11 protein-coding genes and 1 tRNA gene are annotated in these 12,466 nt (G+C 69.2%); 5 read left to right on the top strand and 7 right to left on the bottom strand.

Annotated elements, in window-relative coordinates; translation table 11 throughout:
* Nucleotides 1-341: 341 nt before the first annotated feature.
* The 5 genes from KF837_37740 to KF837_37760 all read left to right on the top strand — a co-directional run bounded on the left by KF837_37740 (nucleotide 342) and on the right by KF837_37760 (nucleotide 5,055).
* On the top strand, nucleotides 342-983 hold the full coding sequence (locus tag KF837_37740; protein MBX3233128.1) for a hypothetical protein: 642 nt from the start codon (nucleotides 342-344) through the stop codon (nucleotides 981-983).
* Nucleotides 875-2,764 (top strand): hypothetical protein, encoded by a 1,890-nt coding sequence (locus KF837_37745; GenBank protein ID MBX3233129.1) that lies wholly within the window; start codon nucleotides 875-877, stop codon nucleotides 2,762-2,764. Before KF837_37740 ends, KF837_37745 begins: the two co-directional genes overlap by 109 nt.
* Complete coding sequence (locus KF837_37750) at nucleotides 2,761-3,042, top strand: hypothetical protein (protein MBX3233130.1); 282 nt, start codon at nucleotides 2,761-2,763, stop codon at nucleotides 3,040-3,042. Before KF837_37745 ends, KF837_37750 begins: the two co-directional genes overlap by 4 nt.
* Nucleotides 3,039-3,260 (top strand): hypothetical protein, encoded by a 222-nt coding sequence (locus KF837_37755; GenBank protein MBX3233131.1) that lies wholly within the window; start codon nucleotides 3,039-3,041, stop codon nucleotides 3,258-3,260. The genes KF837_37750 and KF837_37755 overlap by 4 nt, the downstream gene beginning before the upstream one ends.
* Before the next feature lie 544 nt (nucleotides 3,261-3,804).
* Nucleotides 3,805-5,055 carry a tyrosine-type recombinase/integrase gene (locus KF837_37760; protein MBX3233132.1) on the top strand — a complete coding sequence of 417 codons (1,251 nt, stop codon included), beginning with the start codon at nucleotides 3,805-3,807 and terminating at the stop codon, nucleotides 5,053-5,055.
* A gap of 4 nt (nucleotides 5,056-5,059) precedes the next feature.
* On the opposite strand, the gene KF837_37765 is transcribed toward KF837_37760, so the two are convergent.
* From KF837_37765 to amrB, 7 genes are all read right to left on the bottom strand, one after another.
* Nucleotides 5,060-6,034: a helix-turn-helix transcriptional regulator gene (locus tag KF837_37765; GenBank protein MBX3233133.1), complete on the bottom strand. Its 975-nt coding sequence runs from the start codon at nucleotides 6,032-6,034 to the stop codon at nucleotides 5,060-5,062.
* A gap of 105 nt (nucleotides 6,035-6,139) precedes the next feature.
* The gene (locus KF837_37770; GenBank protein ID MBX3233134.1) at nucleotides 6,140-8,248 is read right to left on the bottom strand and encodes a hypothetical protein; all 2,109 of its coding nucleotides are present in this window, start codon (nucleotides 8,246-8,248) and stop codon (nucleotides 6,140-6,142) included.
* Nucleotides 8,245-8,667 (bottom strand): hypothetical protein, encoded by a 423-nt coding sequence (locus KF837_37775; protein ID MBX3233135.1) that lies wholly within the window; start codon nucleotides 8,665-8,667, stop codon nucleotides 8,245-8,247. The genes KF837_37770 and KF837_37775 overlap by 4 nt, the downstream gene beginning before the upstream one ends.
* Nucleotides 8,668-9,325: 658 nt before the next feature.
* Nucleotides 9,326-9,397, bottom strand: a tRNA-Gly gene (locus KF837_37780).
* 61 nt (nucleotides 9,398-9,458) lie between these two features.
* Nucleotides 9,459-10,325 (bottom strand): LamG domain-containing protein, encoded by an 867-nt coding sequence (locus tag KF837_37785; GenBank protein MBX3233136.1) that lies wholly within the window; start codon nucleotides 10,323-10,325, stop codon nucleotides 9,459-9,461.
* Entirely contained in the window at nucleotides 10,322-11,218 is an 897-nt protein-coding gene (locus tag KF837_37790; GenBank protein ID MBX3233137.1) for a hypothetical protein, read from the bottom strand. The genes KF837_37785 and KF837_37790 overlap by 4 nt, the downstream gene beginning before the upstream one ends.
* Complete coding sequence (gene amrB, locus KF837_37795; protein ID MBX3233138.1) at nucleotides 11,215-12,408, bottom strand: AmmeMemoRadiSam system protein B; 1,194 nt, start codon at nucleotides 12,406-12,408, stop codon at nucleotides 11,215-11,217. The genes KF837_37790 and amrB overlap by 4 nt, the downstream gene beginning before the upstream one ends.
* Nucleotides 12,409-12,466 lie beyond the last annotated feature (58 nt).

The following is a 12,466-nucleotide window of genomic DNA, read 5'->3' on the forward strand; positions in this document are numbered from 1 at the left end:
AGATCAGAGAAAGAAAGAGATAGGGCGGGGGCGCCGAATCGATCCACGCGGCACTGCACAAGCCGGGTGTGGAAAATAATCGGCAGCTCATCCGTGAAATAGTGGTTGCGGCGTCGGCGGCCGTAAGCACAATGCTCCCCTGCACGTCGCCGGGCCAGCCGCCACAAGCGGGGGTAGTTTCTGCCGGGCGACGCGGCGGCCAACGTTCTTCGCCCCACGTAGTCGGGCGTCCCTGGCGTCAGAAGTCCACCGATTCGAACCGTCAACACGGCTCGTCGGGGATCGTCTGGTGCCCGCGGCCGGTGGTCCCGGACGAGCCCTTCTGAAAGGAAGGCTCGCCAATGGCAGCCCAAACCGAAAACGGGACGCCCTCGTCGCCCCATATCTCGTCCACGTCGGCCGCCGCCCACCCCTTCACGCCGCCCATCAAGACCGGCGATCCGAAGGGCGACTGCGCCGGCTTCGAGAAGTACCGCAAGAAGCCGCAGGTCAAGCAGGCCGGCGTGCGCATCCTCACGGCCGTACCGATCCGCAACCCGGTGAAGTACGAGTGGGTCACCGTCCACCCCGAATGGGTCTATGAGCCCGTCGACATCCTCACTCTCGAGGACAAGACGTCGTTCATCATGAACCCGGGCCTCGAGCTGGAGCTCGAGGGCCTCGGCGTGCGCACGGTGGCGCTCTACCCGGCGGTCTCGAAGGGAGGTGCCGTCTTCCTGTGGCCGAACCGACTTACCGACCGAATCGACTCCTGGAAGGAGACGTCGGACCGCGCGATTGAGATCGCGAAGGGAACCTGGGTCCGCATGTCTTCGGACATGTCCGCCAAGGAGTACGTCACGACCGTCGCCGTGAACGATCTCGGCAAGCCGCCGTGGCCGGGCGACATGACCTACGACAGCCTCTGGGACCTCGCCGCGAAGCACCGCACGATCGACAGCGTCGACCACGTCGTCCTTCGCCGCCTCGCTGGCGACTTCTAACGAGGAGTCGCGTCATGGCCGACGGGCGGGTTACCTCCATCCAGCTCTGGGACTTCGAGTTTCGGGATCTGGAGGGCGGTAACCCGCCCGTCCTCATTTGCGGCTGCGTGGAGGACTTCTTCACCGGCCGACGAGAAGAGCTTTGGCTTTACGACGGCGCGCACCCGAAGGAGCCGCCGTTCCCGATCGACGAGGGGACCCTGCTCGTCGCCTACGGCGTCCGCGCCGAGCTTCAGTGTTTTCGGGTGCTCAACTGGCGGCTGCCGAGCGCGGCGCTCGACCTGAGCAGCGAGTTCCGGCTCCGCGTCAACGGCACGCGCGAGGACGGCTTCAGCATCCTCGACGCGCTCGAGTTCCACGGCAAGCCGCACGTCACGCGCGAGCACAAGGACAACATGCGGAACCTCGCGCGCCGGGCGGATCCGCCGACGTACACGCCTGGCGAGAGGCGGTGGTTGACCGCCTACTGCTGGACCGACGTCGACGGCGCGCGCGACCTGCTCCTCGAGACGTGGCACGAGATCGACTGGGAGCGGGCCGTCAACGTCCGCGGCCGATACCAGCTCGCGCTCTCGGAGGTCGAGGCACGCGGCGTCAGCATCGACGTCGATACGCTCGAGAAGATCAAGGACGGGCAGGAGTTCGTCCGCTGGAGCTTCGCCCACCTGGCCGAGGCTCGGTATCCGGGCGTGTTCAAGAAGGGCCGCTTCATCCGCCGCGGCTTCGCCGACATGCTCAATCGTGAGGGCAAGGCGTGGCCGACGACGCCGACGGGCCAGTTGAAGCTCGACAAGAAGACCTGGCAGACGATGGTCCGGATCCATCCGGCCCTTAGCCGGCTGAACGAGGCGCGCGGCATCCTCGAACAGTTCCACACGCCGAAGCTCGCCGTCGGAAGCGGCGGCCAGAACGTCTCGCCGCTCTGGTCCTATGCGAGCAAGACGGGGCGCACGCAGTTCTCGGGATCCCGCTACATCTTCGGTCTTCCGTCGTGGAACCGCGGGCTCATCCTGCCGAACCCCGGAAAGGTCTACCTTTACGCCGACTATCGGCGTCAGGAGCCGGCGGTGCAGGCCGCGCTGTCCGACGACGACGTCATGAAGGCCGCCTATCGGGCGCCGGGCTGCTTCTATCTGAACTTCGCCATCGCGGCGAAGCAGGTTCCGGCGGACGCGACCGACGAGGAGCTCCGCGAGCTGCGCGAACGATTCAAGACGATCACGATCGCAACGTCCTATGGGCAGAGCGCGTGGTCCCTCGCGGCGCAGCTCGGCATCGCCGACGTCGACGCCGCCGAGATGCTAGGCACCTTCAGGAAGACGTTCCGGACGTACGTCGGATGGAGCGACAACGTAGCCGACGTCGCCAAGCTCGAAGGCAGGCTCTCGACCCTATTCGGGTGGGAGCTTCAGGTCGGCCGCAAGACGAACGAGGCGTGGAAGATCGCCGCCGAGGACCGCACGGCGAGGAACTTCTTGGGTCAGGCCACCGCCGCCGAGATGACCAGGATCGCGCTCGTCCTCGCCGTCGAGCGCGGGCTGCGTGTCGCAAGCGTCGTCCATGACGCTCTGTTGGTTGAGGCCGACGAGTCCGAGTTCAAGGAAGTCCGCCACGAGCTCGTGCGGGCGATGCACGAGGCGAGCGAGCTGGTGCTGTTCGGCTTCCGCGTCGAGGTCGACGTGAAGGAGATCCGCCCGGTGTCCGTGCTTCACCCGGACCGCTGCCTCGGCAAGGGCGCGGCGACGTGGCTCGAGGTCATGAAGATCCTGGGGTTGAAGTGAGCGTCCCGGCCTTCATCAAGGGCCCGATCCCCTGGGCCGGCTGGATGCACGTCGCGTGCAGCGTCCGCGGCTCCGCCGCAATCGTCGCCCTGCACGTGTGGCTCTGGGCCGGCATCAAGAGAAGGCGCACCGTCGCCATCAACCTCGCGCGACTTCCCATCGGCCGCGCGTCCGCCCGCAGGGGCTTGAAGACCCTCGAGGAGCTTGGCTTGGTCACCGTTCAACGACGTCCCGGGCGACGGGCCGTCATCACCATCGTCATGAGGAGAGAACCATGAGTAGACGTCAGATTCAGCTTGTCATGATCGGCGGGACTCCGTTGGAGCGGGGGTTGCTCGCCTCCGAGATCTCGTCGTCGATGGGATGCGGAGTCGTGAGCATCGCCGACGGCGAGACTTTCGAGTTCAGCGACGCGTCGCAAGCGGACTTCGACCAGAAATACACCGACGTTTTCAAGAGCGGCGAGCACGGTGTTGGCATCGTGCTCCGCGTCTGAGCTCGTCGCCGTGCAGTGTCGCCGCGGGCGTCGGCGCATCGTACCGATGCGCTGGGGCCGCTCCACACTGCCGGTTCGCGATGGAGGCGAGACCGCCAGAGATTTTACCGGCTTCAACGTACCCGCAACCCATGAGTGCCACGCATGTCATCAAGAGACCCTTTGAGCGCGGAGGACCGCGCGTGCGTCCAGCGCATGGCGCAGGCGATCCGGGCCGCAGTCCTCTCGCAGGGGATCCGCGAGGCGATGGCGTCCGCCTCCCGCGAGGCTGTGGATCTCCTGCGGGCTGCCCCTCGCGTACCGGAGCGGCGACTCCTCAGCACCGAGGAGTCCGCGGCGTACGCGGGCGTGACGCCGGCTGCGCTCCGCGTGGCCGCGAGCAGGGGCGTGGTCTCGCCCGCCGGCCGGCGCGGGCGGTCGCTCACGTGGTCCATCGACGCGCTCGACGCCTGGATGACGGGGGCCGCCGATGACGCTCGTGGGCGAGTACGTCAGCCGATGGGGCATGTGGGTCTCGCCCGAGCCGGTGCCCGGAGCTCCGGGAGTGTACCGTCGTCGGGACGGCGGGTTCGTGGTGCGCGCGCGGGTGGTGCACGTGCGGACGGGCCGGACAGTCACGATCTGTCGGGCGCTCGGCGACGAGGTGAGCCCGCAGCGCGCCTACGTGGTGTTGCAGGATCTCAAGCGGGCGGCGCGCGTGGGCGTGCTGGACGCCGTGCAGACGGAGATGCCTACCGCGAAGAGCTTCGCGCTCTCGTTGTTCAAAGCAAAGGTCGCTGACGGCAGCATCGCGAGCGCGAAGGGCCGCGAGAAGTGGGCAACGATCCTCGGCCACCTGGCGCGCGCAAAGTGGGCCGACTACCTGCTCGACCGGATCGAGCCTCGCGACCTGCACGAGTGGCGCGACTCGCTCCCCTCGCTCACCTGGACGCGCACCCGCTTCGATTGGCAGACCGGCCAGCCAGTTGTGATCAAGACCGGCAAGTACGCGCCCACGACGCTCAACGACTGGCTCGCCGTCGCGCGCGTGGTCTTCGCCGCCGCGAAGAGGAAGTACGGGCTCCCGGCCGACCCCATGGCCGACGTCGAGGACTTCCCGCTGAAGGGCCACCGCACGTACACGCGCGAGGAGCCGAACGCGCTCACGCCGGAGGAGACGGCGACGTGGCTGGCGAAGCTCCGGGAGCTCTACCCACGGCTGTTCGCGATGGTGCTGCTCGGGTTCGTCCTCGGTCAGCGCCCGAGCACGCTCCGTCCGCTCCGGCGGAAGGGCAGGCAGGCGGACCTCGACCTCGCCCGCGGCGTGATCCAGATCCGCCGGTCGCACACCCTTGGCGACGAGGTGATGGAGGCGACGAAGACGTTCGCCGACCAGGAGGTCGCGCTCCCGAAGAGCGTGCTCGACGTCCTGCGCGAGCACGTCGCGTGGCTCGACGCCGGCTACCCGGAAGGAGGGACCTGGCAGCAGCGCAAGTCGGAGCTCCTGTTCCCGTCCGCCGAGGGCAAGCTGCTCTGCCGGTCGGCGCTGCAGAAGCCGTTCGCGAAGGTCACGGAGGCGTGCGGGCTCGGCAAGAGCATCACGCCGCGCGCGATGCGCCGGACGTTCCAGGACCTTACGCGGAAGGCCGGCGTCGACGGCGTCGTGGCGATGGCGATCTCGGGCCACGCGACCGACGCCATGCGCGTCCGGTACTCGACTGCGGGCGGACCCGAAATCGCCGCGGCGATCGGGAAGGTCGTGAGCATCGCGACGGCGAAGCCGCGGGCGGGAAGGGCGAAGAAGAAGGCGGGGTAGATCGTCAGCGATGTGGAAAGCGCGCGCGCAGCTCCGCGCGACCATGGACTCCGAGCTGCCGGTAGACGTCCCGAAGATGGTACCGCGCGGTCTCGTAGCTCATCCCGAGCTCGCGAGCGACGCGCGGGAGCGACAGCCCCTCGGCCACGCGCGTCGCGACCTCACGCTGCGTCGGCGTGAGAGAGAAGAGCGCGTCCTCGTCGACCGTGTTCGCTGGACGCTCACAGAGCGCGAAGAGGAGGCGGCGATCGGCGGCGCGTCGCGGCCGCGGCCCCGAGCGCGTAGGATCGACGAAGCTCGCCTCGATCTGGTGGCGCGCCGAGACGACGAGCGGCGGCGGCGCGGATTTTGCGACCCGGGAGGCGCGCGCGACGAGCGTCGTGAAGAGCCGTCCTTGCGCTAGCTTGGTGCTGATGTCCAGGTGGAGGACGAGTGCCTCATTTACGCTCGGACTCTTGTAGAGGACCAGGCTCGGAAGGTCGACCCACGCCAACGGGATCACCCGCGCGAGGTCGCCGGAGATGGCGAGCTTCGCGATGCCGCTCCCGAGCGCGTTGGTGATCCATGGCGCCAGCAACCTGATGACGAGCGCGTCGCCGTCCTCGAATGGTCGACCGCCCTCGCCGCGATAGAGTGCCGCGGAGTAGCTCCCTCCGAGTGTATCGTAGCGCGACACGGCGCCGTCCGCGTAGCCGAAGCGCGCGAGCCCCCGGACGAGAGGGCCCGCGCGCTCGCGCGCGGTGCTGTGGGTCATCACCCGGTACGGCTCTCCGCCGGAGTGATCGAGGAAGGCTGGCGACGGATCCCACGAGAGGTGACGCATGTGGAGCTCGCGCCAGCCGTCTTCGATGCCGTGGACGTGCGCGAGGGGCGAGAAGCCGAAGCCTGGCCCGATGCTCACCGCCTGGACGTCCAGCGCACGCTGGAGCAGGTGCGACGCTTCCGCGACGTCTTCGGTGCTGCCGAACCCCCTCTGCAACAGTGCGAGCAAGCTCCGAAGCGCCGCTGAGTCCACGATCGTAGGAGGATACACGGCGCGACCGCGCCGCGGGAGGGTGGCTTGGCGTTCGTGGCCAGCTCCACGTCACTGCGGGAAGGGGTGCAGCCCGCTCGCTACCGGCGGATCGACCGCGCCGTCCCAGTCGTGGGGCGCGTTGGCTCCGTAGTCGCCGGTGTGTCGGAACAGCGTCGTGCGGTAGGAGGGGGCCGGGACGGAGAACTCGGAGGCAGGCACGACGAGCAAGATCGTGTCGTCGCGCAGGATGACGCGCGCCATCGACGTCGCCGACGACGTCGATCCGCCCGACGCGTCGGTGACCTTCAACGACCAGCCGGCCGCGGGCGAGTACTCGGCGGCGTACCAGCGATCGGTGCCCTTGAAGAAGTCGTTCGGGTATGCGGCCGCAGGCACGTAGTTGTTCGAAGGGTTCCCGTCCGCGTCGAACACGAAGCCGTACTGAAAATGATTCGTCGCGTCGGTCAGTGGGATCGGGTCCTGTACCGTCGCGTAGAGCATGAGGTAGCTGCCTTCGACGAGCGGCTGCACGGGCGACGGGCAAAGCGTGAAGCCGTTCGGCCCCGCGCCGCACGGAAAGTCGGAGTTGTTGAAGCGAGCGTCCAAGAGGGCCTGCGCGAGCGTCGTCACGAGCGCGCCACGGCGCAAGAGCCGCGTGAAGTTCCCCGGTGCCTTCGGAGGAACACCGCTACCAGACCACTGCGTCAAGCTCGGGAGTGACGGCAGGACGCACGCGAGGTGAGGCTCCACCACGCCGAAGAAAGCGGCGAGCTGGGCAAGCGCGGTGAGCTTCGGGTCTTGCGGCGTGCACGCCGTCGACGCGCCCGCGCAGCGGAAGTTCAGGACGGTAGGGCGCTCGAGCAAGACCGGCCAAGAAGAGCCCGTGAACTCCCCCCCCGTGAACTCCCCCCGCACACGGTAGAGAGCGCCGATCGCGTGCGTTCCGGGGGCCTTGCAAACGTACTTGAAGGCCAGCGTCTGCGATTGTCCCGTGGGCACGAAGGGGGCGCGGGCGACGATCGTCCCGGCCTCTACGGAGCTCTGGATCGGTGTCAACTGGTCCGTTGGCCCGTCGTAACGGATCTCGACGTGCTGGCTGGGGGAGAGCAGGAGGTGCGACGTCGTGGCGCCAAGGGCGCTCCCCGTCACTCCGAGCGTCGCGGTGGCGTCGTGCGCGACGTCGAGCGTGCACCCGTCGGTGCAGGATCCATCGAGCGTCAGCGAGAGCGACGGATACCGAGCGGCGCTCCCCAAGATCTCGGCGAGCTTGTTGCTGACGTACATGAGCTCTAGGCCGCCGATGCCGCTCCGCAGCGTCTCTTTCGTCTCGGCGGCGAGCTCTGTCAGCGACTCCTGCAGCGCGTGCCCCACGCTCGCGGGCGCCGCGCTCGGCGCCGGCGGCGGGTTCAAGGGGGGGACGCACTGAACGTCGCGCTGGATCCACGCCGTGGTCGGCCCCCGCCCCTCCGCGACGGTGTGAAGCTGAACCTCGATCTTCCCAGGACCCTCCTGTGCACACTCGAGCGGCAGAGGCGTCAGCTGCGGTGAGAATTGTCCGAAGGCGACCCACTCCGCGCGCACCGGCGCGCGGAGTCGGATCGCACCCGTCGCCTCGGCTCGGACGACGTAGTTGCCGTTCACCTGAGGCGTAACGACGATCGGCGTCTCCCACGTGGCGCCGACGAGCTTCGGCGCCACGGGGCCCAGGAAGACGACCGCGTCTCGCCCCGCCGCGGGGCCGCCCGGCATCGTTTCCCTGAGCCAGACCCTTGAGAAATGCGGGATCGGCGTGGCCAGCCAGGTTTCCTCGACCCCTCCGACGACCTCCGCGCCGAGCGCGAACGTCTGGAGCGACTCGCGTTCACCGCCCTCCGACTCCAACGTCGCGGAGGACACCCACCGCTGGCCGTCCTCCGTCGGCGGGAGCCGTACGAAGAGCCCCGCCGGCGTCGTGAACACGAGGCCGCTCGGCTCGAGCGCGTACCCGGAGTCGTCTCCGCGTTCGACGCGTGTGATGCGAATGTCGACGCCTGCGGGCGCCGACCCCTCGGGGACCCACAGCACCGCGTCGCCGTCGTCGCTGACGACGAAGCGCTCGGGCCGCGGGCTCTCGTCGTCGCCGCAACCGCTCGCGACGACGAGCCCGACGGCGAACGCGCCGATCGCGCGAGGCTTCACGGGTTCTCCGTGATGCTGAACGCGTAGTCGAGCGGCGGTCCGCTGGTGGTGACGATGACGTAGTAGGTCTTGCCCGGTTCGACGGGATCGGTGCCCTCGCGGATCGTGAGGTTGCAGCTCCCTGCGTTGTCGCAGCAGCGCAACCCCCCGGTGATGTCGCAGAGACCGATCGTCGTGTCCGTCTGCCATCGGATCGCTCCGCCGAACGGAGGCGTGAGGGTCGTGACGTTCACGGCGACGCTCGTGAAAGCCTGCGCAGGGACGTACTTGTAGTAGTGGGCCGAGGTGGTGCCTGGCGGCAAGGAGCCGGCAACGTTCTGTCCGCTGGTGATCGTCTGGGCCTTCGCGGGCGAGTCGGGGCTCGTCGAGCCGGCGTCCGCGCCGGAGTCGCTTCCGGCGTCCGCTCCCGCCTCAACCACAGGTCCGGCGTCAACCCCAGGTCCGGCGTCGACGATCGTGCCACTCTCGGCACTCGGGCCTGCGTCCTGAGAAACGCCCTCCGTCGAAGCCGACTCGTCGCCGCATGCGGCGAGTGCAGCAGTCCATGAGCCACACACCAGGAGTGCGTACACGAGATGACGAGTGTTCATTGGCCGCTCCTTCTCCAGTGCCCACGCGCTGCTTGATAGACAAGGCGGCGCGGGGCGACTCGGGCCGCTACCGGCCGTGTGCTAGATCGCTCGCGTGACGCTATGCGCGGAGCGCTGGGCTCGATATCCCCCGATCGGAGGGGGCCGGGCGCCGCCAAGCGGCCGACTCGGTCCCGAGAGCGCCGGTGCACCAGCGTCGTCTCGACCCGCCCCGCCTTCGGCGTCCACACCACTCGCCACACCAGTCCGGCCCGGCGCCACACCACCTGCCCGACCATCCTGGCGTAACGCTCCGTTACGTCCAGAAACGCGAAAGGCCGCCATCGGCGGCCTCGCTATTGAGCGGGAGAAGGGATTTGCTCTTCCCTGTACGAGTCCGCGAAGCCGGCCGAGTCTTCGAGGCCGAGCGAAGTGGACGAGTACACGGGAAGACAGAATCCCTGAAAATGGCGAAGGGCCAGGACCGAAGGTCCTGGCCCAAGCAGAGAGCGGGAGAAGGGATTCGAACCCTCGACGTCCACCTTGGCAAGGTGGCACTCTACCACTGAGTTACTCCCGCAACCGTGTGGTGCAGGCTTCATAGGCGAAGCGGATTGGCTCGTCAACACGCTCGTGATGGGTCACTTGCAGCGGCCGTGCGTGCCGGCTGTGTGGATGGTGGCGAGCTCCTGCGTCGTGAGGGCGCGGTCGTAGAGGGCGACCTCGTCGATGGAGCCGTTGAAGCGGTTTTGGCCGTTGGAGTCGGCGCCGATGCGGAGGGGGAGGGAGTTGTCGGGGAGGGTCACCGTCGTTGGGAGCGACGTGACCTCGGCGCCGTTCACGTAGAGGCGCGCGGTCGCGCCGTCGTAGGTGCCGGCGACGTGGACCCATGCGTTTGTCGGTAGGTTCGCGGGGCTCGAGGTGACCGTCTCGCCGAGGATGATGCGGAGCTTGTTCGCGTGCGTGTCGAGCAAGTAGCCGTTCGACGTGCCTGCGCCGATCTTGTCGATGATGCGGCCGCCGAGCTGCGTCGCTCGGATCCACGCCTCCATCGTGATCCGCGCCGGACGTAGGGGCGGCGCGTGCGGGACCTGGACGAAGCTCGTGCCTCCGAGCATGAACGCCTCGCCGACGTGTCCCGCATCGTACGTCACCGGCGTCGCGCCGCTCTGCGTGCCCGACGCGCCCGCGTGCGTGCTCACCCGATCCTGCATCGTCCCGTCGCCCGTCCACCACGCGATCATGCCGGGCGCCGCTGCAAGACACGGCGGGCCTGCGTCGGCGTCGGCGTCGGCGTCGGGCTCGGAGACGTCGACGTCGGGCGTGACGGACGCGTCGGCATCGGGATCGGCATCGGCATCGGAATCGATGGAGGCGTCTGTGCTCGCGTCGGGCGTAGGCGCGGTCGGAGGTCCCGCCTCCTCTGGAAGCTGGCCCGTCCCCGTCATGTCGAGGCCGCATGCGAGGAAGAGGCGCGCTGCGAGCGCCGCGAGCGCGAGGCGCCTCATCGCAGCAGCATCGCGACGGTCGTGCTCGGCTTCGACGCGTCGCCGCCCGCTGGGACGAAGGCGCCGACGGCGGCGACGCTCGGCGCTCCGTCCGTGAGGGCGAGGCGGAGCGTCGCGCGGTCGCCGGCGAAGAAGGGCTTGCGGTAGCGGAGCTCGATGGCGCGCGCGAGGAGGAGGTGCTCGGTCGGCTTCGTGCCCGGCGCGAGGCGCACGCGCGCTCGCTCGACGGCACGCGCCACCGCCGCCTCCTCGAAGAGGCGCGGGTACACGAGCGAGTTCACGTGCTGGTTCGAGTCCGTGTGCATCATCCCGAAGAGGTGCTCGTGCGCGGGCTCGAGCGCGTGGCTCGCGACGAGGGCGACGGCCTCGGCGTGCGGGTGCTCGTCTTCGGGGATGGCGGGTAGGCCGGCGAAATCGAGACGGGTCACCTTGCGTTCGGCCGGCGGGCCGAAGGGGCGCGTCATGACGTGCTCGGCGTAGAGGCGGCCGACGCGGCGGCGCGGGGCGTCGGGCGGGGGAGCGGGCGCGAGCGTGTGCGCGTTCGGGGCGTAGGCGTCGAGCCACATGTCGAGGAAGATGCGCTCGCCGTTCGTCTCGCGCGCGAGGCGCCACGTGCCTTCGACGTCGACCGGGACCTGCGCGCCGAAGGGGCCCTCGTCGCCGTCCTGCATCACGACGCGGCTGAGGATGGGGAGGACGCCGCTGTCGCGGAACGCCTGGAGGCGCTCGTGCTCCGCGAGGCTGCGCCACACCGCGCCGAGGCCCGGCATGAGGGAAGGGAGGAGGACGCGGCCGTCCTGCGCGACGTCCTCGTAGCGGAGGTCGAGCTTCGCGCGGCCGGTGGACTCGTAGCCGCGCGCGGGAGGAATCGGTGGAATGGAGGATATCGTCAAAGGTAGAATCCGACCGCGGCGTGGCTGACGATCGAGCCTTCCTCCGGATCGATCGTCTGCTCGTAGTGCTTCACCTTCCCCTTCGCGCTCGGGTCGATGACGCGGAGGAGCGAGTACATCGGGCCGAGGCCGCAGACGCGGCGCGTGTCGAGATCGGCGGCGACGTGCTCCCAGAAGGCCTCCGCGTCGACGCGCTCGGCGCGGTCGAGGGAGTCGCGATCGGTGCCGTCGAGGAGGGTGCGCTCCTCGGCGTCGAGCGGTCGCGGGTCGCCGAAGCGCGGGCCGACGTGCGCGAGGTCCGCGCCCGCGATGACGACCGCGCCCTTGTCGTCGACGACCTTGCGGACGGCGTCGAGGAAGCGCGCGACGGGCTTCGACCGGGAAGGGGACTGGCCGCTGCCCTGCTGCTCGCCGAGGCCCGCGAGGATGGGAACGATGCGCGGAGGTCTGCGCTTCGGGTCGCGCGCGAGGACGTGGCGGAGGAAGACGGCCTGGAACTCGAGCGAGTGCTCGCGCTTGTGGTTGAACTGGTCGGCGTACGGATCGAAGTCGCTCGCGGCGGCGATGGAGTCGATCGCGTCGAGGTCGGCGTCGACCCGGCCGAGCGGGGTCGCGAAGGCCTTGCGGCAGAGCGCGAACGGCTCGCGCATCGGGGCGTGCGACGTGCCGAGGAGGATGAACGTGTCGGCGTCGGCGGGGAGCGCCTCGGCGAACGCGGCGTAGGCGGCGCCGTAGCAGGCTGCGCCGCGCCACGGATCGATGTGCGGCGCGACGAGGGCGACGAGGCGGCCCTTCTCCTTCTTCGACGCGGGAGCGGCGGAGAGGCATTTCTGGTCGATGTAATCTGCAAGTTTATTTGGGTCGTCGTGGTAGGCGCCGCCGGCGTGGGAGGCGGGGCGCACGGCGGCGTCCGCGAACTCGCGCTCGATGCGGGCGCGCTCGCGCTTGTAGGGGGCGCCTTCGACGAAGAGGGCCTCCTCGAGCTCGCTCGCGAGCTGGACGACGAGGGAGACGGGCACCGTCTCGCCGGCCTCCTTCGAGAGGTCGCGCGCGATTTGCTCGCACGTCGCGTGGCCGGTGAAGCGGGCGACGATCGGGACCACGTCGATGGGGAGCACGACGTGGTTGTGCGCGACGCCTTGCGTGTCGCGCAGCATCAGCGCCCGGCCGAGGCGCCGGTCCTGGATCATGACGGTCTCGATCGGACGAAGTCGAGGACGCGAAGAAGCCGAAGCCACGAGGTCTCGC

The organism is Labilithrix sp., assembly GCA_019637155.1.
Taxonomy (GTDB): domain Bacteria; phylum Myxococcota_A; class Polyangia; order Polyangiales; family Polyangiaceae; genus Labilithrix.